This is a genomic window from Nitrospira defluvii (genome assembly GCF_905220995.1).
Lineage (GTDB): Bacteria > Nitrospirota > Nitrospiria > Nitrospirales > Nitrospiraceae > Nitrospira_A > Nitrospira_A defluvii_C.
In genome coordinates, this window is sequence record NZ_CAJNBJ010000016.1 from 380458 (window position 1) to 403584 (window position 23127).

General features: G+C 60.4%; 24 protein-coding genes. 8 read left to right on the top strand and 16 right to left on the bottom strand.

The window, feature by feature from the left end:
- Positions 1-7 precede the first annotated feature (7 nt).
- A complete protein-coding gene (locus KJA79_RS13325; RefSeq protein WP_213042537.1) occupies positions 8-325 on the top strand; it encodes a BON domain-containing protein in 318 nt (105 codons plus the stop codon).
- 21 nt (positions 326-346) lie between these two features.
- Here KJA79_RS13325 and KJA79_RS13330 read toward each other — a convergent pair whose 3' ends face one another.
- Positions 347-3688 (bottom strand): YhdP family protein, encoded by a 3342-nt coding sequence (locus KJA79_RS13330; protein ID WP_213042538.1) that lies wholly within the window; start codon positions 3686-3688, stop codon positions 347-349.
- Positions 3689-3884: 196 nt separating this feature from the next.
- Between KJA79_RS13330 and KJA79_RS13335 the strand changes: the two genes are divergently transcribed.
- A complete protein-coding gene (locus tag KJA79_RS13335; RefSeq protein WP_213042539.1) occupies positions 3885-4667 on the top strand; it encodes a carbon-nitrogen hydrolase family protein in 783 nt (260 codons plus the stop codon).
- Positions 4668-4777: 110 nt separating this feature from the next.
- Here KJA79_RS13335 and KJA79_RS13340 read toward each other — a convergent pair whose 3' ends face one another.
- The 7 genes from KJA79_RS13340 to KJA79_RS13370 all read right to left on the bottom strand — a co-directional run bounded on the left by KJA79_RS13340 (position 4778) and on the right by KJA79_RS13370 (position 11122).
- Positions 4778-5338 (bottom strand): RBBP9/YdeN family alpha/beta hydrolase, encoded by a 561-nt coding sequence (locus tag KJA79_RS13340; RefSeq protein ID WP_213042540.1) that lies wholly within the window; start codon positions 5336-5338, stop codon positions 4778-4780.
- Positions 5325-6563 (bottom strand): TIGR03862 family flavoprotein, encoded by a 1239-nt coding sequence (locus KJA79_RS13345; protein ID WP_213042541.1) that lies wholly within the window; start codon positions 6561-6563, stop codon positions 5325-5327. Before KJA79_RS13345 ends, KJA79_RS13340 begins: the two co-directional genes overlap by 14 nt.
- Before the next feature lie 85 nt (positions 6564-6648).
- On the bottom strand, positions 6649-7104 hold the full coding sequence (locus KJA79_RS13350) for a hypothetical protein (RefSeq protein ID WP_213042542.1): 456 nt from the start codon (positions 7102-7104) through the stop codon (positions 6649-6651).
- Complete coding sequence (locus KJA79_RS13355; RefSeq protein ID WP_213042543.1) at positions 7101-7574, bottom strand: GNAT family N-acetyltransferase; 474 nt, start codon at positions 7572-7574, stop codon at positions 7101-7103. Before KJA79_RS13355 ends, KJA79_RS13350 begins: the two co-directional genes overlap by 4 nt.
- A gap of 142 nt (positions 7575-7716) precedes the next feature.
- Positions 7717-8361, bottom strand: coding sequence for an outer membrane beta-barrel protein (locus tag KJA79_RS13360; protein ID WP_213042544.1), 645 nt, complete (start codon positions 8359-8361; stop codon positions 7717-7719).
- A gap of 243 nt (positions 8362-8604) precedes the next feature.
- On the bottom strand, positions 8605-10218 hold the full coding sequence (locus KJA79_RS13365; protein WP_213042545.1) for a Na+/H+ antiporter: 1614 nt from the start codon (positions 10216-10218) through the stop codon (positions 8605-8607).
- A gap of 67 nt (positions 10219-10285) precedes the next feature.
- Complete coding sequence (locus tag KJA79_RS13370; RefSeq protein WP_213042546.1) at positions 10286-11122, bottom strand: aldo/keto reductase family protein; 837 nt, start codon at positions 11120-11122, stop codon at positions 10286-10288.
- A gap of 170 nt (positions 11123-11292) precedes the next feature.
- Between KJA79_RS13370 and KJA79_RS13375 the strand changes: the two genes are divergently transcribed.
- Both KJA79_RS13375 and KJA79_RS13380 read left to right on the top strand, forming a co-directional pair.
- The gene (locus KJA79_RS13375) at positions 11293-11607 is read left to right on the top strand and encodes a hypothetical protein (RefSeq protein WP_213042547.1); all 315 of its coding nucleotides are present in this window, start codon (positions 11293-11295) and stop codon (positions 11605-11607) included.
- Between the two features lie 74 nt (positions 11608-11681).
- Positions 11682-12287: a short chain dehydrogenase gene (locus tag KJA79_RS13380; protein ID WP_213042548.1), complete on the top strand. Its 606-nt coding sequence runs from the start codon at positions 11682-11684 to the stop codon at positions 12285-12287.
- Positions 12288-12316: 29 nt separating this feature from the next.
- Here KJA79_RS13380 and KJA79_RS13385 read toward each other — a convergent pair whose 3' ends face one another.
- The 7 genes from KJA79_RS13385 to KJA79_RS13415 form a co-directional block, all read right to left on the bottom strand.
- Complete coding sequence (locus KJA79_RS13385) at positions 12317-14245, bottom strand: AAA family ATPase (protein ID WP_213042549.1); 1929 nt, start codon at positions 14243-14245, stop codon at positions 12317-12319.
- 190 nt (positions 14246-14435) lie between these two features.
- Entirely contained in the window at positions 14436-15575 is a 1140-nt protein-coding gene (locus KJA79_RS13390; protein ID WP_213042550.1) for a DNA alkylation repair protein, read from the bottom strand.
- 6 nt (positions 15576-15581) lie between these two features.
- On the bottom strand, positions 15582-15977 hold the full coding sequence (locus KJA79_RS13395) for a translation initiation factor (RefSeq protein ID WP_213042551.1): 396 nt from the start codon (positions 15975-15977) through the stop codon (positions 15582-15584).
- Between the two features lie 53 nt (positions 15978-16030).
- A complete protein-coding gene (locus KJA79_RS13400) occupies positions 16031-16585 on the bottom strand; it encodes a YaeQ family protein (protein ID WP_213042552.1) in 555 nt (184 codons plus the stop codon).
- 57 nt (positions 16586-16642) lie between these two features.
- Positions 16643-16861 carry a VF530 family protein gene (locus KJA79_RS13405; RefSeq protein ID WP_213042553.1) on the bottom strand — a complete coding sequence of 73 codons (219 nt, stop codon included), beginning with the start codon at positions 16859-16861 and terminating at the stop codon, positions 16643-16645.
- Between the two features lie 69 nt (positions 16862-16930).
- Positions 16931-17155, bottom strand: a complete 225-nt coding sequence (locus tag KJA79_RS13410; protein ID WP_213042554.1) for a hypothetical protein — start codon at positions 17153-17155, stop codon at positions 16931-16933.
- A gap of 37 nt (positions 17156-17192) precedes the next feature.
- Complete coding sequence (locus tag KJA79_RS13415) at positions 17193-17993, bottom strand: HNH endonuclease (RefSeq protein WP_213042555.1); 801 nt, start codon at positions 17991-17993, stop codon at positions 17193-17195.
- Positions 17994-18413: 420 nt separating this feature from the next.
- On the opposite strand from KJA79_RS13415, the gene KJA79_RS13420 reads away from it, so the two are divergent.
- The 3 genes from KJA79_RS13420 (at position 18414) to KJA79_RS13430 (ending at position 22470) form a co-directional block, all read left to right on the top strand.
- Positions 18414-18719, top strand: a complete 306-nt coding sequence (locus KJA79_RS13420; RefSeq protein ID WP_213042556.1) for a hypothetical protein — start codon at positions 18414-18416, stop codon at positions 18717-18719.
- A gap of 360 nt (positions 18720-19079) precedes the next feature.
- A complete protein-coding gene (locus tag KJA79_RS13425) occupies positions 19080-20705 on the top strand; it encodes a peptide chain release factor 3 (protein WP_213042557.1) in 1626 nt (541 codons plus the stop codon).
- Between the two features lie 430 nt (positions 20706-21135).
- Positions 21136-22470 (top strand): alginate O-acetyltransferase AlgX-related protein, encoded by a 1335-nt coding sequence (locus tag KJA79_RS13430; protein WP_213042558.1) that lies wholly within the window; start codon positions 21136-21138, stop codon positions 22468-22470.
- A gap of 154 nt (positions 22471-22624) precedes the next feature.
- On the opposite strand, the gene KJA79_RS13435 is transcribed toward KJA79_RS13430, so the two are convergent.
- Positions 22625-22789, bottom strand: a complete 165-nt coding sequence (locus KJA79_RS13435) for a hypothetical protein (protein WP_213042559.1) — start codon at positions 22787-22789, stop codon at positions 22625-22627.
- Between KJA79_RS13435 and KJA79_RS13440 the strand changes: the two genes are divergently transcribed.
- The gene (locus tag KJA79_RS13440; protein WP_213042560.1) at positions 22788-22958 is read left to right on the top strand and encodes a hypothetical protein; all 171 of its coding nucleotides are present in this window, start codon (positions 22788-22790) and stop codon (positions 22956-22958) included. The genes KJA79_RS13435 and KJA79_RS13440 overlap by 2 nt on opposite strands.
- Positions 22959-23127: the final 169 nt, after the last annotated feature.

Consider the following 23127-nt stretch of genomic DNA (forward strand, 5'->3'; position numbering starts at 1 on the left):
AGATCCCATGCACCTATTCCACCGATTGCTGCTCCCGATGCTTCTAGTACACCTCTCTGCCGGATGCCTGTTGCCCGCGTCCTCCACCTTGCCGGATACGCCGAAAGACGCGACGATTTCCACGAATGTCGAAGCGAAGTTGGCCGAAGATCAGCAGGGCGGTCTGTCCGACATCATCGTGACGACCGAAGGGGGAACCGTGACCCTGACCGGCACCGTGCACAAGGCCGAACGCAAGGCGCGGGCCGCTGAATTAGCGCGGCAGGTACCGGGGGTGAGGCGGGTGAAGAACGACCTGGAGATTCGCGCCGCCCCTGCGCCGTGACGAGTTTCGACGGGCTGAACGTCAAAAATCCTCTTCCTCTCCTCCGGTGATCTCTTCTTCCACCATCGAAAAGGCCTTTTGCGGCAGGGTGATGGCATTGACCAAAATATCGAACGCTAATTGTGCGGTGCCCTTTACCCCCGTCATCAACGATTCCGTGGGGAGATAACGTAAGTCCGGACGGTCGGCGCTCCCCTTCAGTTCGAACACAGCGGTATCGAACCCCTGGCGGTCTCCGGCAAGGAGGTGACCGAACAGCGGGATGCGCTTCAACATATCGGAGTACGAACCGAGGGGACTTGTCGCCAGCACCATGTCAAACTCATCCGCCACGAGGTCATATCGCCCCGTTCCGCTGATCTTGAGGATGGGACTGTCGAGGAGGAATTCCTTTGCCATGACGACGCCATTGTTCAGCGAACCCACCAGTTTCAGCCGAGCAAACGGCAACCCATCTTCGTCGAGATTCACCTGCCCCTGCAACACAGCCGGCAGGTTCAAGACTGACAGCAGGGTAGATAACACCGGGACCTGATACAGTCGTCCGTCCTGGACGAGGACTTGAAGCGGTTGGCGACTCGTCAGACTTGCAGGCAGCAGCACGCCTCGCTCAAATTCGGCTTGGACTTTCCCCGATGTGGTCACCCACCCCGAGAGGACCGGCTTGTGCTGGAACGGCGACAGGACCCGCTCGACCGGAAGGCCGCTGGCGCGGAAGGCGCTGCGGGCCTGCTCAATCTGCCCGTTTCTCGTGCGAATCTTGACCTGGCCCGCGAGCTGGCCCTCATTTGTGTCCCCGCTGATCCGCTCAACTGTCAGAAGTCCGTGCTCCCAGGTGATTTTGCTGGAGAGGTCGGTGAGCTGGACCTTCTTGTAGTACACATGATCGGCAAACAGGAACGCGTGCAGCGTCGCGTCCGACCAGAGGTGGCTCGAAGATCGAGAGCGGGCGGCTCGCGGCCGGCGTGGCCGAGATATCTGAAAGGCGGCGAGATCGATTTCTGAGGACTCCACGACGAGCCGGGCCTTCGGGTAGTCTGCCCAGTGGGCGATCGAGCCGGAGATCCGCAGATCGCTCGCGCCCACGTGACACGTCATACGCCCAATATGAATCCGGTCTTGATCGAAACGCAGGGTCACGAACGCGTCGCGAATCGGCTCGTCCAAGGCGTCCAGCTTGATCGTGCCCTCATCGAATGTGATCTGGCCTGTGGTGCGCCAGGAGGCTCGGTCGTTCATCCGGCCCTCCATATCGAGGGTGACATCCAACGTTCCTGACCGAACGGGTCCCAGAACGATGCCTTTGGGCAGCCTGCCAACGGCGATCCGGCCGGACGACACATGCACCGAAAACTTCCCCTCCCCGTCCAAATGGATCGCCCCGGATGCTGAAACCGCGACCGGAGGAAACCTGATACCGACATGTCGAATCTCCAGACGATTGTTTCGCGAGAGCTGCCCTTCAAAACTTACCTCGGCGGGAGCCTGCTGCGGCTTGGTGAACCAATTCTGCACACGTAGCCCGGCCTGTCCGAGATCAATGCTGCCTTTGATTCGTGGGTGTCCGAGCACCCCCGTTACGGCGGCGCGCAGGCGAATGGTGCCGTCCAGCTCAGGAATCAATTCCTCCTCCGCGCGCTCGGCCAACCAAGATTGGACCTCCGACGCCTCCATGCTCATCGCCAGCGTCACATTGGAATAGGCTTTGCCGTCCACCATCGTCACTGAACCCTGCATGTTGAATGCAGCCGGCCCCATCCACCCGTCAACATGCTCGATCGCCACCAGGGTCGGCGTGGCGGTGACATGCGCCTCCACCTGCCGCACCGGCATCGGCAACAGGGCACTGCGCCCTCCGCCCCGCTGCAACCGGAGATCGGCATCAACCAGCGCGAGCGGTTGCCCACTCAGCGGTCGCCCCATCACATGGGCGATCACCTCGACATCCCCGGTTGGTTGCTCCAGCTCGGTCACCAAGTCTCGCAGAAGCGGAAATTCATCCAAACGGCGCACCGTCTCTGCCAAACCGGCCACCGGTGCCGCACCTGAGATTTTCACGTCGATATGCGGATCGGTTGCCCAGTGGGTGATCAGCAACTCTTGCCCCGTCAGCCTGATAGGGCCACATTGCGCACGCAGCTCCGTCATGCGGAGTTGATCGGCATCGAACCCCATATGTACGGAGAGGGCCTCCAGGGGCGGGTACTGCGGAGCAAGCGTGAACCGGCCGTTTCGAATCGCCACGAGACCATTGACGCGCGGCCGTGCCCCGGGCTTGATTTCACCGGCGATCGACAAGGTTTGAAGTGTGATCACTCCGTCCACAGCATGGTCCGTAAACTGGGCTCGCAACTGATCCGAGATCCAGGCGGACGGCAGTTCATTCAAGAGGCGTGCAACGGTCACCGGCGGCGCGGACATCGTGGACGAGAATCGTGCCTGTGGGGTCCCGATATCGAGCACCGCCCCGGAACCCTGCAAGGATACATCCGCGAGCTCTGCCCTCACGTCGTCGGCCAGCAGATCAGACCCCGCCGCCCGTGGCACCCAGCGGAGGTGAGCCGTCAATTGGGCAGGCTGCGCAAAACCATCGGAGACCCTGCCGTCGCCCAGCCAGTGGGACAACGCATGACGCACATCCAGTCTGTGGATCCGCAGATCCCCTTCTGCCTGTACTCTTCCTCCTTCGTCGGTTTGCGTCAACGGCCCCTCATACAGAAATGCCGCCTGCCCACGCGCCTGCGGAATCTCACCGGAGAGATGCAGCATCGCCCGGCGCCCCATCATGTCACTCGATAACGCACCCTGCGTCACAGTGATAGGGAGCGGAGCGGGCGCGGGCGCCGATTCATCGATAAGGGTCACGACTCCGTGACTCACGAACAGATTCTGGACAACCTGAAACAGCGCGAACGGCCGAGTGGAATCCGGAGTGTCCGAAGATGAATCATCCTTGCCCAGGGACCACGTTCCATCCGGCCACCGGTGAATGGTGACCTGAGGGCGGTCGATGACCAGATCTTTGGCGACGATGCGTCCCTCCAGCAACGGTAGCCACTGCAGGGCGATCTCCACCCGTTCCGCGATCACCAGCGACATGCTGGAAGCGGAGTCGTAGAGCCGGGGCTGCATCAGTGTCAGCCTAGGCGAGGGAAAGATCCCAAGATGCGATTGCTCGATGGAAATCCGATGTCCCGTCCGCGCTTCGATCTCCCGCAGCAATGTCGCCGTACTCTCAGGGCGGCTCACGAGCCAGGGCAGCGCCAGGACCACACAGACACAGACGATCGCCAGCAGCAGCATCATGAACAGAAGCAATTGTCCTATTCGCCTGAGTACGGGCGGGACGATGGTGTGATTCATGCCAAGCGACTCCGTCGCTCCACTGTACGCAGCGAAGGAGTCAGACACAAGTCGCAGGCCTGGGCTGGGGCTGAGACAGGGTTCCACATTGACTGCCTGTTCCATGAGTCGGCAGGAGCGGACATGCGCACGTGAGGGTTATGCTACACTCCGAGACCCACGACTACTTCGACAGACGAATGGAGGCATGGGATTGATGGCGGGACCAATTCTCCCTCTCGCATTTTTGCACCTGGCTCCGGTTCCGGGAGCGTTGGCGCGGAACCGTCACCTCATCACCAGTGCCATCTGCAGCGCCGCCCGCCTAGGGGCCACGTGGATCATCACCCCGGAACTGGCGGTCAGCGGCTATACCTTCGCCGATGCACTTGGGACGGAGTGGATCGAACCGCAACCGGACCACTGGATGAGCAGGATCTGCCGACTCGCTGCCCGGCTCCGCGTCACCCTGTTCCTCTCGCACCCGGAAAAAGATCCACGTTCCGGGCACCTCTACAACACGGTCTTTGCGATTGGCCCGGACGGTCGCATTGCGGGTAGCCACAGGAAGATCAATGCCCTGCGCGTCAGATCTGAAGCCTGGTCCACCCCGGGCACAGAGGCGACCGCGTTTTGCCTGGCGCCGTTCGGCAGCGTCGGCCTCCTCATCTGCGCCGACGCCTATACTCCCGGAATTGCCAAGAGTCTGAAGGCGCAGCGAGCCAAGGTTCTTGTTTCTTCAGCTGCCTGGGCACCTGGCCTACATGGCCCGAACGGCGAGTGGGAACGCTGCACGAAAGACACGGGACTGCCGTTGTTCGTCTGCAATCGAAGCGGTCAGGACCGTACGCTGGATTTCAGGAAGGCCGAAAGTGTCGTGGCACAAGGGGGCAAGCGACTCCTCTCCCTGTCATGCGAACAGTCCGCCATCTTCCTCATCGACTGGAATCTCACAACGGGGACGCTCGCCGACCCGAACGCCCGGCGCATTCTGCTCTAACGCGCAGCGCCGTATCTCGTCGCTCGTATCTCGTATTTCGCCACACACCATCTCGTATGGACGAGATACGCTTCACGTTTCACGAGAGACGAACGCTGAGATCGAGCGGGTTACGACGACTTCAGCAAGCCGTCCAAGAGGACCAGCCCAGCCGGCCAGTCACCATGTCCGCTCTCGGCATTGATATGGCCGGCAGCGCCGACATTCACGAATGTGCTCCCCCACTGCTCAGCGCAACGTCGGGCATACGCTATCGATCCAAACGGATCATCACTGCTGGCGACCACGAGACTGGGAAATCGAAGTGTGACGGTTGGTGTGGTCTGAAACCCCTGCGCGGTGAGGGGAAACGCCGGTTCGGCCGGATCGGGAGGAGCGACCAGCAAGGCCGCACGCACGGGCAGTGAGGAGCGTTGCGCCCAATGCGCCACCAGCAGACAGCCCATGCTGTGGGCAATCAGGACGGTGGGCTGAGGCTGTTCGACCATCGCGGCATCGAGACCCCGCAGCCACTCCTCCAACAGCGGATGGTCCCAATCGCGCTGCCGCACCCGTCTCCAATGGGGATGGTGCCGCATCCAGAGGGTTTGCCAATGCCGTGGCCCGGAATCACCGATGCCCGGGACGATCAGGGCCACAGCCCCCCCGCCTGCCACGTTACGACCGACCACGGCCTGCACGCTCCGCAAGCCAGGCCACGGCCCCCGCTCCGGCGGTCCGACCGCTGGCTAAACATGCCGTGAGCAGATACCCGCCCGTCGGCGCTTCCCAATCCACCATCTCTCCCGCGCAGAACACCCCCGGCAACGCACGCAACATGAGCCGCTTGTCGAGCGCCTTAAACTCCACCCCGCCGGCGGTGCTGATCGCCTCCGCCAGGGGACGCGGCGCTGTCACCGTGATGTGAAGAGATTTAATCGCTGCCGCCAGGCGGGTCGGGTCCGTAAAATCGTCCTTCGACACGATTTCGCGAAGCAGCCCGGCCTTCACACCGTCGATATGCGCCCGCCGTTGCAAATGGGTCGCCATCGTTTTTTTGCCGCGCGGCTGGGACAAATCCTTGATCAGACGCGGCAGCTCACGATCAGGAGCCAGATCAAGCCGGAGCGTGCCCTTGCCCGTTGCTTCGATTTCATCCCTCAGGAACGGCGCGACGGCGTAAATGACACCACCCTCGAGGCCGGTCTCCGTGATCACGAATTCTCCCATGCGACGCATGACCGCGCCGGTCGGTGATTTCGCCACCACGCCCACGGTTTTCACCGGATGCCCCGCAAACTTGGCACGAAAATGTTCCGTCCACCCCACATCGAACCCGCAATTCGCCGGTCGCAACGGGGCGACGGAAATCGAACGCGCGCCAAGCACCGACACCCACGCGCCATCCGAGCCAAGGTTCGGCCAACTGCCCCCTCCTAACGCGAGGATGACGGCATCCGCCCGTACGGAGGTCGGCCCTTGTGGCGTGTCGAAGCGGAGGGCTTTGTGTTCGTCCCAGCCGCACCAGCGATGCCGCACGTAAATGGCCAATCCTGCCTGACGCAGGCGCCGGAGCCAGGCGCGCAACAGCGGGGCGGCCTTCATATCCCTCGGGAACACACGGCCCGATGAGCCAATGTAGGTGTCGATCCCAAGGCCCTGAGCCCAAGCGCGAACCGCGTCGGCCCCGAACTCGGCCAACCACGGCGCCACCTGCGCACGCCGATCGCCATATCTGGTGAGAAACAGGTCGGACGGATTGGAGTGGGTGAGATTCAACCCACCCTTCCCGGCCAGGAGAAATTTACGGCCCACGGAGGGCATGGAGTCATAGAGCGCGACCTGCACGCCCCCGGCCAGCGCTGTTTCGGCGGCCATGAGCCCGGCCGGTCCGCCTCCTATAATGGCAATGTTCATGTGATCGTTCGACTGAGCCCGTGAATGCCTGCGAGCAATTCGCACTCGTGCTGCTGTCTTACCATGGATGAAGGGGGAAGCGCACTCACCCGGCCCGGCGCCGGATCTGCGGGGGAAGCGTGTCGCGGGGCGACAGCGTGACGGAGAGAAACCACTTCGGCTGCATACGCCACAAATCCAGGCGCAGATGTGTGCGCAAGGACGCGTTGGAATCAAGCACGCACGCGCGTCCCCGGTCACGCACAAACACGACCCAATGCCAGCAGGGCCGACGCCCCTCCAGGTGCCATTTGATGGCCAGCAGCGCACAATCCGGCAGGTCGGCCCACGAGCGAAACGGCCTCGTCGTCCGTGCGGCACGCAAGCCAAACCGTGAGAGCAATCGCTGAACCGGCCCCGTCTCGGACCAGAGTGACACCTCGTGCGCAAAGATCCCTGACGAGGCAGCCACTGCCTTGGCACGTGCATAGGACACACCGGCGATCGCCGCGACCGCCGCAATACCACAGCCGGTTCGATCCTCCTGCACAACTGGTTTCATCGCACATCCACCTTCATTTTTCTTCCGCCGGACACAGAAAACCCCTGCCGCTCATAAAACGCGAGGGTCCGATCGAACTGGGGCAACGGCGGGGTGGTGACTTCCAGTCTCGTCCAGCCTTTCGAGCGGGCAAGCCGCTTGGCCTCCGTCATCAACGCTCGCCCCACCCCCTGCGACCGCCGGTCCGGACAGACATATAACTCCGGGATGATCCCGAACCGTCCCTCAGCATACAACGCACGACATTCGGACAGGGTCAGAAACCCGACCGCGACATCGTCGTCCCACGCCAGCAGCACGATATAACTTCCATCCTCCAACCAAGCCCGAGTCCGCGCTTCCGTCTCGACCAGGGAAAAGGCAAACGCCTGCGTCCCGATGGCGGCCATAATCCCTTGTAGTAAGTCACCAACCAGCCTCGCAATGGTCGGCGCATTGGACGGCTGTGCCGTGGTGAGATGAATGGGCATGGCGCGACCCTACCGAGAGCAGAGTCGCGCGTCAAGTAACGGGAGGAGGTTCTCGTGGAGCAATGCCTGGTGCGTTGTGTTCGGAAATCCGCTCAGCCCATACGCACGGCACTGCAAGAGGCTTCAAGTCGTCCGATGCAGATCAAAAGAGATAACGAATTCCGATCAGACCGAGCACGGCCGTCGCATCGTACGGGCCGCTGCGTCCGAGCTGTGTCCACTCTCCCTTATTCAGCCGCCACGCCACTTCCGTATTGAGACTCCAATGCGCCGTCAACGGCACATCGACGCCACCGGCGATGCGGGCGGCGAAGGTATTGTTGTAGTCGAGAGCGGGGACTCCGGACTCAGCCGAGAACATATTGAAGTTCATGCCGAGTCCGACGGAAAGGTACGGAATGGCAACGGTGGTCAGAAAGGGGCGCATTTCCATCGTCGGCATCACCGCCACCGTGAAGAGATCACCGAACTTTCCCCTCCCACCTTTGACATCGAGTGCCTGCTGCTGACCATCGACGGTCACGCCAAAACGAACATGCGGGTTGAATTGGTACAAAAGCTGAACGCTCCCGGCGCCCCCCAGGGAGGGGGATCCATTGGATACATGATCTTGCGTTCCCTGGACCACACCACCTCGAACTGAAAACACCCACCGTGACGCAGATGACACCTCCGGAACCTCGGTGCCGACGTCACCCTCCTCCGCATAGGTTGGCTGGGCCATTCCGCACACCCCTCCGAAGATCAACAACAACACCACCACTCCCACCACCCGTATGCCCCACATCGTGGACTCCTTCCCCCATTCCCGGCGCTTGCCGGGAAGAACGGCCTCTGTATGAACACCGTCGAATATCTTGCAGAGGCGCACTATCGAGGATTCGTAGGCTCAGAACACAGTCCTCTGAGGGGTTAACACGAAAGAGGATGGTCAGGCGGAGGCGTCACAGCGAGGGCTGCGACTAACACAACAGGCACGGCTTGGGGCCGATGCGATCGGCATCGGGAGCGGAGGCGGGCATCGCGTGATCTAGCTGCGGGCCCTCCCCATGCGCCGCTCACCGACGCCCAGGTGGAGAGAGGCCACATCAAGTTCCTGTTCCAGGTGATGCAGCACGTCATCGCTGATGGTGCCATTGTTCCTGAGGCCGATCAGGGCACGACGCTCCGCCGTGAAGGCCTCATGCTGGAGTCGTTGGAACGAGGCGGTATCGGGACCAGTGTCCTCATCGAGGAGACTCGCCTTGCTCAGCCGTTCCAGTCGTCGGAGATACCGCAGACGGACACGCTCCACCTGCTCCATCACGGCCCAGGTTTCCGTCGCCACCTGATCCAGTCGAGCCAGCGCCGCTGTTGCCGCATGTTCCCGCGCCAACGTTTCTTCCTGCTTGAGGTCGTCCTCCTCCTGGAAACGTAACAGCCGGATGATCGGCGGCAACGACAGGCCCTGCACAACCAGCGTGACGAGGATAACCGTAAAGCTAATCAGGATAATTTCAGCCCGGAACGGAAAGGGCGAGCCGGCTGTGGTCGACACGGGAAGGGCCAACGCCGCCGCCAATGTCACAATCCCACGCATGCCGGTCCAGGACACCAGAAAGATCCCCGCCCAGGACGGCAGGGGATCACGCGCACGGAGCTTCGCGCTCAGCCAACGCGGGATGAGAGCCGCCAGAGGGACCCACGCAAACCGCACCACAATCGTCGTCATGCTGATCACCAGCCCGGCAATCAGGACCGGACGAACCTGTCCAGCCGGCATGGCGTCGCGGAGCACGCCCAGTTCCAGCCCGATCAGAATAAAGATCACACCATTCAGCAGAAAGGTCAGCAGATCCCATACGGCGCGCGCTTGCAATCTCGTGGCCGGCGACACGGCGCCGCTGAACGACTGACGAAGGTACAGCCCGCCCGCGACACAAGCCAGAACTGCGGAAGCATGCACCAACTCCCCGCACACCCAGGCGATGTACGGCGCGAGCAGCGTCACACCGATCTGAGAAAACCCCTCCTCCATCGCACAGAGCGTCCACCGCGTGATCCAGGCCACACCGATCCCGATGACCACCCCGGCCAGCGCGGCGAATACGAACTCAAACAGCGTATGACCGAGTGCAAACGATCCGCTCATCGCGGCGCCCACGGCCGCCCGATACAAGACCAACGCCGTGGCATCGTTGACCAAACTTTCGCCTTCCAGAATGGTGACGACACGGCGCGGAATCCGTAACCGTTTACCGATGGCCGTCGCGGACACAGCGTCGGGCGGCGAAACGATCGCACCCAGCGCAATCGCTTCCGCCCAGCCGATTCCGGGCAACAACGTATGCGCCGCCACTGCCACGCCAGCGGTCGTCGCCAAGACCAATCCGATAGCCAGGAGGGAAATCGGTCGGAGGTTCCGACGGAACTCACGAAAGGAGGTGAAATAGGCAGCCGCCCACAGGATCGGCGGGAGAAAGACGAGAAACACGAGGTCTGGATGGAGCGTCACCCTTGGAAGGCCCGGCACGAGCCCCAACACCAGTCCGCCAAGCACGAGAACAATCGGGTAGGGAATACCGATCCTCTGCGCGATCGTGGTCAACGCGAGCACTACCGCCAACAGCATGATGATGATTTCGAGTTGGTGCAGGCCTTCCATCTTCCAAGAAGACTCGTCTTCCGCCGGTCGCGCGCCTCACCCCATCGATCTTCGGCGCGAACGGTCCTTATATCCCTATCGTCTCAAGTCGTCGCAGGTCTTCCGAGGCAATCGTCAATCGGTCGGATTCGAGATCTTCCTTCATGTGCTGCGGATTGGTCGTACCGGTCAACGGCAGCATCCCGATCTGCATGGCGAACCGGAACACCAGCTGCGCCAACCCGACGCCATATTTGACGGCCATGGCCCGCACCTCCGGATCGGCGAAGATCTCGCGATTGGCGGTCAGCAACGAGAAGCCTTGATAGACGATCCGGTGGTTCCGGCAGATCTCCCGTACGTCCTGATCCCAACCCAGCGCGGCATAACAACGATTCTGGACGACCATCGGCTTATGTCTCGCTTTGGCACAGAGGAGTGTCAGTTGTTCGGCGGACACGTTGCTGACGCCGATCATTCTGGTCTTGCCCGCATCGTACAACGCTTCGATGGCGGCCCAGACCTCCCAATCCTCCGCCCCCAACCCGCGCCGAGAGTACGGACCGTGCAGGACGTAGGAGTCGAGATAGTCCGTGTGAAGATGGGCCAGCGAGCTGTCGAACGATTGCCTCACCTGCGTGGTGAGATCGGCCTGCGCATCGTAGGGCGTGCGATGATCCTGGCCGTTGACCGGCGTGAACTTGGTCTGCACGAACAACCGCTCACGAGGCGTGCCCTGCTTCGCCAGCTCCACGAGCGCCTCACCGACCAGCGCTTCCTGATAATGGATCAACTGGTTGGCCGTATCGATTGCGGTAAACCCGGCGGCCACGGCCTCCAGCACCAATTGAGTCGTCGCGGCCTTTTTCCATGCGGTTCCGTACATGAACGAGGGAATCGGCACCTGATTGTAGGCAGTCAGCATGACGTGAAGTCCTCCATGCCGTACCTTACACAGATCCTCACGGTCGTCTCAATGTTCCACCCAGCCAAACTTGGCGCAGCCTGACGCGGATTCAGTGTGTAAGCCGCTGGCGACCGTTCTCCACAACCTGCTACAGTGTCCCTCCATCACCAGCAAGGAGCGCCGCCCGCATGGATGCAGAGCAGAGTAACCAGGTCGTGGAACTTCGACTCACCTCCCGATACATTACAGAACATCCCTGGACCGTCCAGGCCATCAACGGCTTTCTCTCCGCCTATTTCATGGAGAAGCCGGGATTTACCGTACAACGGCATTTCGACGACCAGGAATCCGGCATGCATGTGTGGCTCTGCGAGGTCCCGTCGAATATGAAAATCACCGTGCTCCTGCGGCGATTGCAGGCAGACATTCCCCCTTGCCGCTACGTTCAATCCGCCATCGATCCGTCGACCAGACCGCAATATGTCATCGACTGCCCGGAGTGAGCGACACCCGCAGGCTTGCGTCCGGCACAACCGACTGACTACCATGCGCGACACATGAACAAGGGAGATACGGCATGCGAGTAATCGTAATCGGAGGAACAGGGACCATTGGCTCAGCCGTCGTGAGGCTGCTCTCGACGCGGCACGACGTGGTGGTGGTGGGACACAAGAAGGGAACGTATCAGGTCGATCTGGCGTCGCCGGACTCCATCACCAGCCTCTTCACAGCGGTCGGCAGCTGCGATGCCGTCGTGAGCACGGCGGGGATCGCCAAATTCGGAAGCCTGGACGATCTGACGTACGACGACTACTTCATCGGCCTGAAGAACAAACTCATGGGCCAGGCGAATCTGGTCCGCATCGGCAAGGCCTACGTGACCAACCATGGTTCGTTCACGCTGACCAGCGGCGTCCTCAGCCGGGAACCCATGAAAGGCAGCTGCGCGATCAGCATGGCCAATGCGGGTCTGGAGGGATTTGTCCGCGCCGCTGCGCTCGATGTGCCGCGCGGCCTTCGCGTGAATGTGGTGAGTCCGCCCTGGGTGACGGAAACGCTGATCGCCAGAGGCATGGACCCGTCGATCGGTCTCCCTGCGGATCAGGTTGCGCAGTCCTATCTGGCGAGCGTGGAAGGGACCATGACGGGGCAGACGATTGATCCGAGGCAGCTGAGCGCCTAGCCGGCATCAGTTCGTTCGACTCAGCGCTCTCATTGACTCATGGCGGTTTCGGCAGCAGCGGGAAGGATCACCGAAATGGCCCCGCCGAGATCGCCTTCCTTGAAGCCTTCCTTTTCGTAGCCGGAGATATCGACCTCTCCCTTGGGTTTGCCGTGGCAGCTCAAGCAAGCCCTCGTGTAGAACAGCGGCAGCAAGACCCGTACGCTATGATCCGGCAAACGCTGCGAAATGACGTGGTCTCCCACCCGGGGATGGCTCTTCTGAATGGTGAGCAACGCTTCGGTTTCCTGCTCGTCCGGCCGATTCTCCGGGTTCCTCGGTTCAATTTCCGGCGGGCCGATCTGTCGTAACTTAAGCCCGGTATCCCGTGAAAAGATCGCGGCCACCTGCGTCCCGAACGTCGCGGGAATGAAGCCCTTGAACCCGATGCCCTTCTTGTTGATGTCTGTCTGCACCTCTTGCACCGCCTTCTGCATGAGGCCGGCCAGTTTGCTCAGCAGCGGCTTGGCCCGCTCCGGCATCGCGGCCGCATTCAGAGCCTGCAGGTCATGCCCGGTCCTCGCCAGGAATTCCTTGCGCAGCCGGACGTGAAACACCGCCCCGGAGAACCCCTTGTCTTCAAGGCGAGGGTTGTTGATCGACGCCTGCGCCTTTCCCAGCACCACGCGGCCCGCGTCCAGCAAGACCACCAACAGTCGAGCCGTCTCCCCGGACTCCGCATCCTCCGATGAAATCATCTCGGCGCCCACGGCAACCTGGACGACACTGGCCTCGGAAGTCTGGGCGGCATCCTTCTCCGGCAACGCCGGAGGAGCCCCGCTCACTCGCACGAGCTCGGGCAGGACCGGCACGGGGCGCGGAGGCGGCAGCGGTGCAGGCGGCTTGACCCATGGGAGCTCCGCGTGGGCCGTCGCAAGCGGCGATAAGGATTCAAGCGGCAGGGCCGGCGACGCGGGCGCGGGCTGCTCGAGTCCCCTATCCTGCTGCCTTGTCGGCCTCTCACTCGCCGGCGGCTCAAGCCCTTCCTGATGCCCGGTCGGGAACCATTCCAGATAGAAACCAGCCGGAACGACGAGAGCCAGCAACGCCACCAGTACGGCAGCCTCGCGGCGCTTCCAGAGCGGTACCCTCCGAACGTCATCGATCTCGGCCGTGACCTCCTGGGCGATTTGACGCGAGATGATGGGCTCCCTCCGGCGAAATCCCGCCATCAGCGTGTTGTCGCAGAGAATATTGAGCCGCCGGGGAATGCCGCGCGCCGCCTGGACGATCACGCGGAGCGCCGCAGGCGAGAAAATCGAGACCTGTTCCCGGCTGGCTTGGTCGAGCCGGTGTTGGATATAGGCCAAGCTCTCCGACTCGGTAAGCGGCAAGATCCTGGCGCGAACCGCGATGCGCTCTCGAACGTGACGCACTTCGTGCCGCTCCAGCAACGCTTCCAATTCAGGCTGACCGGTGAGCACGATCTGGATGAGTTTGTCATGCGCCGTCTCCAGATTGGTGAGCATCCGGATGCCTTCCAGTGTCTCGATGGGCATGCACTGGGCCTCGTCGATGACCAAGACGATGGTGCCGCCCCTTCCGTGCTCGGCCCCGGCTGCCTCATGCAATTGCCTGAGCATCTCCGACTGCTCCGCACCGGCCGGTTGAATGCCCAATTGCTGAAGGATCGTGGCAAGGAGCCGCTCGAACGTCAGGTTGGGATTGTAGAGGTGGACGGTCTGTTGTGGATGCGGTGACGATTGTTGCGACGGTGCGGCGATCTGCAGGTAACGGCGCAGGATCGTGGTTTTCCCGACGCCGACCTCACCCGTGACCAGTATCACACCCTTCCGTTCTTTGATCCCATACAAAATCGAGCCGAGGGCCTCGCGATGACTCGGGCTCAGGAACAGGTTGTCGGCGTCGGGCGTGGTGCCGAAGGGTTCCCGGATGAGACCATAGAAGTCGGTATACATGGCAAGACCTCCTGCTTGTCAGGTCGGTATCAAACCAGGGGATGAGTTCGGTGGAGACGTGCGGCATGAAATCACCTCGGTCGAGGGACACATGCGAACGAGTAGAAACGTGGCGGCCTTAGGCTAGACCCTTAGGAACAGGCTGTCAACGGAAGAAATCGTGCGAGAGACCTGACGGCACGGCGTGCGTTCATGCCGACGTCGAACGCCGTCTTGAGGCCGCGATCAGATGGAAGGTGCCCAACGAATGCGGACGCCCGTTGACGAGGAGTTCCACCCGGTGAAGGCCGGGATAATGTGTGCGCGTGGTGAGCTGCGACAGGGACAGTCGCTTGGCCAACCGCACCGCCGCCCGCGCCGGCAATTCGACCGCTTTCAGTTTGAAGACTTTCGGCGTCGTCCTCCCGTTCGCCTTCACGTAGTGCACGCGTAAATCCACCAGCACCGGTTGTGCGACCGTCGCCCTGTTGGCGATCTCGCAGGTAATAGTCACAGAGGATCCGATCGCAGGGCGTTGCGGGATGATACGCACCTTCTCCACCGCGACGCGCGGGACATGACCGAATCCCAAGACCTCCAGCGCGCCGGACTCCCCGCGTTTCACCGCCGAGCGCAAGGCATGGCGAATGATCCAGCGGCGCTCCTCCGTCGCATCCACGAGCCATCGCTGAGCCGTCTCGACCAGAAGGGCAGGATGGTCCTTGCCGATGTCATTCAGATTGTTGGCCACGCTGCGACGCACATAGAGTGATGGATCGTCCTTGAGTCGTTCCAGGAGGGCCAGCACCGGTCGCGGATCAGCCTGGAACGCGCGAAGTCTTGGGGCCCAGGGCAACCGGGGGCGCGTGCCTTCCGAGACCAGGCGCCGAACATCCTCGCTGGGATCAGTCGTCCATTCAGCCAGTCGGGCCAACGTGGCCGCCTGGTGCCGCTCTAAATACCGGCGGATGCTGAATTCTGCAGTGAAGCGTTGCGTTAGCACATACTGTGCGCGCATAGAGGCTTCGAAGTGATCCAGTCCGTATTCGGCCACGAAGAAGACGTGCGGAAGAAAGAGGAAGCCGCCCATGCCCTGGACAGCCGTTCGCCCCTGGTGCTGATCGAGCGAGTTCAGAAGAATCTCGATGGCGTGCTCATAGTCGTCCGGCATGAACCGGCGAAGTTCATGCGCGATTTTCCGGCCGCGCGGCATGAGTTCGAGAGCCTCATACCCGTCCAACGCCGACCGGACGAACGCCTTCTCGTCGAATCGAGGATAGACGGCGCTGATCATCCTCGCGATCGTGCGTGGCACCTCCGGGTCGAAACGATTTTTGAGCGGTTCCGCCATAGCCCCTCACCCGCCCGCAAAGACCGGACGGAATCCGGCCTTGGTGAGTATGCGCGCGACGTCATCACGTTTATCACCTTGAATCTCGATCCGCCCGTCCTTCACCGTGCCGCCGACCCCGCAGGCCTTCTGCATCTCCTTGGCCAATTGTTCCTTCTCGGCCTGGCCGATACCGGCAAAACCCGTGACGACCGTGACCGTCTTCCCGCCGCGATGCGCCGTCTGCCGGATGATATCCACCCGTCCACGAGGGTTCGTCTGCTTACGCGAGGTCTCTTCGGGAGGATTGACCGCGCCGCGTTGCTGAGTCTGCTGCGGCACCTCGATCTGTTTCAAGACCGCGAACGGGCTCTTCCAGACCATGCCCTCTCCGTCCGTGGGAATGCGTTTCTTCTCTTTCATGATGTCTGATTCCAGTCCGAGGCATGCACCGAATGCCCGGCATCTTGTATGGGTTACCGGTCCGTGACCGCCGCTTTCCACGTGGTCAGTTCGATCTGTGCGGCATGCGTTCCGTCACCGATCAACACCTGTCCGTCTTGTATCGTGCAGTGCAGGTCCATCTGACGCTGCGCGAGACCAGCCAGGGCCCGGCTCCCCTCCGGCGACAGGTTCAAGACCGTGAGATTGTTCAATCGATCGAGGGCCGCCTCCTGCTGCTTCCACCATTGGTCCGCCGCACGGCCGCCATACGTATAGACACAGACTTGCTTGGCGCGGCCGCAGGCTTGGCGGACAGCCCTGTCGTCGGGCAAGCCCACCTCGATCCACAACTCGATCAGACCCGTCAAATCCTTCTGCCACAGCGCCGGCTCATCCTCACTGCTCAACCCGCGGCCGAACGACAAGGCGTCATGCGCATGCCGTGCAAAGGCCAGCAGACGGACCATCATCCGCTCGTCGGTTTCAGACGGATGGCGGGCGAGGGTGACCGTATGGTCTTCGTAATAATGGCGATCCACGTCAGCAAGGTGGAGGACTGCTTTGAAAATCGTCGCATTCGGAGCCATGGAGCCGTGAATTCCTTGTGTAGGGCGTTTGGATTGAACAGCGCGGACAGCTGGCGATCAAGGGAGCTCTGCGATATACATCCCCTCGACCCGCTCGCGCGCCCACTGCGTCTTGCGCAGAAACGTGAGGCTCGACTTGATGCTGGGGTTATGCAGAAAGCAACGCACCGGCAAGCGACGGCCAAGCTCAGCCCACCCGTGCCGCTCGACCAAGGTGGTCACGATGGTCTCCAGCGTGATGCCGTGCAATGGATCGCGGGGATGAGAAGTGGTCATATAAGTATGGCGTATGGCTGAGAATCTTAGAAGATGAAGATTCGATAGTGTTTCTGCCATTTCATCTCGTTAAGTATCCAGGCATTCTTCGGCCTCAGCCTCGAAGTGAAATCTGGCCATCTTTAAGCTGCTTTCAAATTCCAACCCTAACTCAGGCTCCTTGGCGATCAGATGCATAAGATCCGTCAGCACGTCGATCAAAGTTCCGCGTGGATCATAAGGGTCACCAAATTGCACGGCATACAGCTCGAGAACAGTCCTGGCACGCTGTGCCCTCTCATCGTTTGTTGTCATGTCTTCTCCATTGTGGCTCGCACAAGTGGATCCAAGATTATTCACGAAATAGGTTCGAACGATGGAAGGCGAGGAACTCCTTCTCTGGCCAGAACTTGTCCGGCATACGAATCTGGGCACATGAGAACTCGACGAAATTTACCTCAAGAATTCTGCTTGGCAGGTAGGCTCTCAGCGCAGAAGACAACTTTATCTGATAAGTATCGTCGATCGCCCATAGTCCATTATCAAACGCGTCATGATGAAGCGAACACAGACACAAACCATTCCTTGGATTAACGCGAAGATCCTCTCTCTCGGCCCAAGGAACAATATGTGCAGCCATGAGCAACTGAGGAACCGGATTGGAACAGACGCAACAACTGTCTCCATATGAGGCCAGAACAGCCTCCCTAAAGAATCTCTGGTGCAACCGAACTTTGACTTCGCGGGCCGTTTCACTCGGTCCGCTAACGATATCAGCACACTTGGCAAGATAACCGTCGACAGGCCGACTCGCTACATCCCGCTCCGGAGGCAGTGCCAATGAACTGCCTGGGAAGCGATCTGCCGCAAGTCCACTTTCAATCGAGAGCTTCGCCCAGTCCTGATTGAACTCCTCCCAAATAGCACGGTCCGCCCTGCTTGCCCCAGAAAGCCCCTTGATCCCTTTGGCGCGCAACGCAGAATCGAATGAACCAAAATTACCCAGCTTCATCGCTACCGCTGCGGCTGATCTCCCTATCTGACGAGCAACTTCGATGACCAATGGATTATTCGCCTTGGTTTTTGAAAAAGGAATTCTACAATACAGGTTAAAAACAACAAGCAGTTGATCGCGCGTCCAAGGCTCATTCATGTGCTGATTCTGCAAAGCCGTCCGAGCTGCCGCGAAATAATAACCATCCAGACACCTAATGTACACAACCTCCCTCAATGGAGAGTGTAGTATCTAGTCTGGAGCGATATATTTCCCAACCACACCATTCATCGTCGTCCTGCCATCATAGGTGCGAGGTGGTTGTGTGGGCCTAAGTGCGCGCGTCCAACGAGGGACGTCCGCGTCCGCGCGTTGCGCGAGCACAGGGACCACGCGACTGCCTCGTCACTCCTTTTCCAGGCGGCATTGCGCACCTTATGGAAAAGGCCCACGCAAGAGTTGTGTAACCCGTCTCAGTCATAGTCCAAAATGCCAAGCCAGGATCGATGGATGCACCAAATAGTGGAACAAAGATGCAACTGAGGCTGGTATAGTGCCCACTCACCAAGGAGGCTCATCATGCAGAAGGCATTGATCGTCGCTCTCACAGTTGCCGTCAGTCTCGGTGCAAGCGCTGTTTCATCGCTGGTGCCATCAGCCCATGCCGACGGCCTCATCACTGAAGGCAAAGAAGCGATGAAGGGCACCGGCAAGTCTTTGACGGAAGCCACCGGCAAACTCAAAACCGATGCGACGCAAACAAAAGAAGACGCGAAGAAATTAGATCTCGACAAAACCAAGCAGGGCGTCGGTCAGGTAAAGGGAGACGTCAAGGATATCAAGGAGGGCGCCAAGGGAGCGTTGACCAATCCATTGGGCAAATAGCCTCCCCGGCTCGGTTCAGTAGCCTTTCTTCCGACATTCCTCCACTCCCCCTTATCCAAGGGGGGGTCAGGCGGGTCTGTGGCTGTGCGCATGGGACGAGCACATGCCAATCGTGCGCGTTCTCGGCCCTCATCTTATTCCTCTACTGGGGCGGACAGCCTGGTGCTCCCAAGTGCGCGCGTCCAACGAGGGGAGTCCGCGACCGCGCGTTGCGCGAGCACGGGAGTATCAGGCTGCACGCCCCTCCCCCTTCTTGCCCCCGCCCCGCTCCGACTGATAAAAGAAAGGGTTGTCATTTGCCAAGATAGGCAGCCACATCGCCCCTGTCCTGTCGACAGCTTCATCACCAAGAGACCATCTATGTCCCTGCCGGTTGAAAAGTCTGCGTCCGACGAGCTACGACGAGAAGTCTTGCGGCGGCGCACGTTTGCCATCATCTCCCATCCGGATGCCGGAAAGACCACGCTGACCGAAAAGCTCCTGCTGTATGCCGGGGCGGTCCACCTGGCCGGTGCTGTGCAGGCCCGCTCCACCCAACGCCAAGCCAAATCAGACTGGATGGAACTCGAACAGGCGCGCGGCATTTCGATTACGTCCACGATGCTGCAGTTCGACTATCACGGCGCGCGGATCAATTTGCTCGACACGCCGGGACACCAGGACTTCAGCGAAGACACCTATCGGACCCTCATGGCGGTGGATAGCGCCGTCATGGTACTGGACGGCGCCAAGGGCATCGAACCTCAGACGAAGAAACTCTTCGCCGTCTGTCGCAAACGCGGCATTCCGATCCTGACCTTCATCAACAAAATGGACCAGCCCGGACGTCACCCCTTCGACCTACTCGATGAGATCGAGCGCACGCTGGGCATGACGGCAGTCCCGTTCAATTGGCCGATCGGCGAAGGGTCCGGCTTTCAGGGCGTCTACGATTTCCAACAGCGCCAAGTGTTGTTTTTCCAACGCACCTCGCACAACCAACGGCGCGCCCCCATGACCGTGGAGGCCTTCCCCAACCCGAAATTGGCGGACACCCTCGGCGAGGCCTACGGTCCGCTGCAAGAAGAAATCGGCCTACTGACGGGCGCAGGCACCTCCTTTGATCGTGACCGGTTTCTCGCCGGTGAACTCACGCCGGTGTTCTTCGGCAGCGCCCTGACTAACTTCGGCGTCGGCCCTTTCCTCGATGCCTTCACGACACTCGCGCCACCTCCGGGCCCCCGACACAGCGCCCAAGGCCTGGTGCAACCGACGGATGAGACCTTCTCCGGCTTCGTGTTCAAGATTCAGGCGAACATGGATCCGCAGCATCGCGACCGCATGGCCTTCCTCCGCATCTGTTCCGGGCGCTTCGAAAAAGACATGATGGTCTATCACGCTCGACTAGGCCGCAAGATCCGGATGACGCGGCCCCATCGGCTCTTCGGCCGCGACCGCGAAACGATCGACGAGGCCTACCCCGGCGATGTGGTGGGCTTAGTGAATCCGGGCCTCTTCACCATCGGCGATACGTTGACCTCCGACCCAACGGTGACCTTCGATCCCATTCCGCACTTTCCGCCGGAATGTTTCGGCCTATTGCGGACTCAGGACATTTCCAAGCACAAACAGTTTCAAAAGGGTCTGAAGCAGCTGGAAGAGGAAGGGGTCATGCAAATTTTCTACTCACCGGATCACGTGCGCCGCGAACCGGTGCTGGCCGCGGTGGGTGAACTGCAGTTCGACGTCGTCATGTCTCGACTGGAGCACGAATACGGCGTCAAAACCTCCGTCGAGCGCATGCCCCACACTATGGCCCGCTGGATCGTCGGTGATCCCGCCGCCATCGCTGCGGTCTATTGGCCCTCCGACACCGTTCGTCTTGTGGATCAGCAGGGCCGCGGTGTCATGCTGTTTACCACCGAACATCTGCTGGCCTATTGCATCAAATCGAACCCCTCCATCAAATTTCTGCTGCGGGAGGAAGTGGCCGCCGCGGAAGGCTAGCGAGCGGCTGAGGATTCTCCGGCGACTTCTGCCGTTCTGCATCTATCCACCGAAACCTTCTCTGCCGCAGTCGGTGCACCTCGAGACAGGGACGAGTTCCTGCGCCACAACGCCCTCGCACCAAAACTGTGTCCAGTATTACTTTACGTACATTACTCACCAAACGGTCGGCACCCTCCTCACAACTCGCGTTTACTCCTCGTCATCAAGAAAAACCACACGATTGATACATTGATGCTGTTGATCGAGTAGCCACCCCAGCATCGCCGGAGACAAGCAGAGTCCTTATCTCATTGACAGCCCAGCAAGTGTCCAGTAATACTGGACACTTGTGGAGCGGCAGTCTTCATATGATGCACGCTCTCAGTCTGCAACGGATTATTCGCCGGGTATCGGCACATCACTCACACGGCCACAATTCGAGTTCATCATGCGACCTGAGGCACACAGGAGAATCATCGCCATCTTGACCTTCCTTGTCTTCCTTATCGGATACGGGATACTTTTCTTCACGGGGGTGACGAACATCCGGCACCTGCTCGACAATGCGATCTCGGCCTACTTACTGGCCTGGGCATTGTATGGAATGTTCGCGTCGATCCCGCTCTCGGAAGCGGGCACACGATTCCTTCTGACGACAGGCTCATTGGTCTTCTGCTGGTTGCTCGCCGAAGGAGCCGTCCTAGTCGGTGCGGTCGACTACCGTTCGCTGCTCGGGGCGTACGAATCAGGTACGGCCTTGAGCGTGACGGGGAGGCAGTTTGACAGGGAACTCTTGTGGCGGCACGAGCCACATTATCAGTATGAAGCGCCGTACCAGGGAAACATCGGAGGAGCTCTGTGCATTCCACCTGATCCGGCACGAAAGGTTGTCATCCGGTATGACCAGAACGGATTTCGCAATGCCCGTGACCTCGACTCGGCCGAGATCGTCGTGATCGGAGACTCGTACATGGAGGGCTACTTCACGCCGGACGAATACTTGATCACGACGCGGCTGAGTGAATTGCAAGGGAAGTCTGTCGCCAATCTCGGGCATTCAGGATACGGTCCTCAGCAGGAACTGGCCGTCCTCAGGCGGTTCGGATTACCACTCCAGCCGAAGACCGTCGTATGGGCGTTTTTTGAAGGCAATGATTTTTCCGACGCGGAAGCGTATGAAACGAAGACTCGCCACTCGATCAACGACGGGCGGCACGACTTCTGGCAAGACTTCTGGTTTCGATCATTAACCAGAAACGTCTCGGCGCTTCTATTCCGTCCACATCACAAATGTATGCCGGATAGTTCCCTAACAGAATTCCGGGCCGAATTTCTCGACGCCACGCACCGGGCCAGCACGGTGTTTTTCGCATCCACCGAAATAAAGCCGGTGTCAGGTGGGACCCTTCACAAGGCACTCTTCCCCATCCTCGAGGCGGCAAAACTCTGCCGCGATCGAGACATCCGCTTTCTGGTGGCGTTTGTGCCGGAGAAATTCCGCGTCTACCATGACCTCGACAATGTGTCATTGACGACGGAAGCGATTCGACAATGGCGCGTCAGCGATCTGCCGACCCAAGTACAGCAGTTGCTGGAGGAATCAGATCCGCGCATAGAGTATGTCGATTTGACGCCGGCCTTGAAAGCCGCAGCGCGCGCCGGCATTCCGACCTACCTTGCGGACGATACCCATTGGACGGATGAAGGGAACCGCGTGGCAGCCGAAACCATCCACCGCGCATTACAGAACGCCTCTCCAACGAGGCTCCCACCGCGCACCTGATGACCTCGTTTTGCCGCATCTCCCCAACCGCCACGGCAATCTTCAAATGTGTTATAACGATGCAGCATCCCCGGAACGCCCCGGCGATCTCCGGAGAGTTGACGCGAGCACGATCACACCTCTTGCTGCCCTTAGCGCCTCAGGCTAACTCGGCCTAGGTGCCTTGCCCGCTCTCACAGGGACTGACGTTTCCACGCCCTCCGTGCAGCAGGACCGGCACGGATGAAGCGGCGTACCACACCGACGCGATCGGCGATCGGTCCGCCGGACAATCACGATACACACTGAGGCCGATACCGGTTTCGAGGAGAGGACCCATGCCGAAGGCAAGAACCGCAAAAAACTGTTACTGCTGCGAAGCCGACGATCGAATCAAGATGACCTATATGGTCTGCGCCTTGTGCCACCGACCATTCTGCAGTGCGCATGGCGTGCCCGATCTGGAGCAATGCACCAAGTGCTTGGAGGCGAGCGAAGAAACGGAGTAATCCTCACAGGATGCTGAAAAAGCCTGTCAGCCGCGTTCTCGCATCGCCCGGCCCCTCAACGTACGGGACAGAGTACGCTTCACCTTCAAGACACCGCCGGCTCACCGCCTCGCCGGCGTCCACAAGCGTGGCGCTCATTATTCTTCGCGCCGTGGACCTCGCTGCGGCC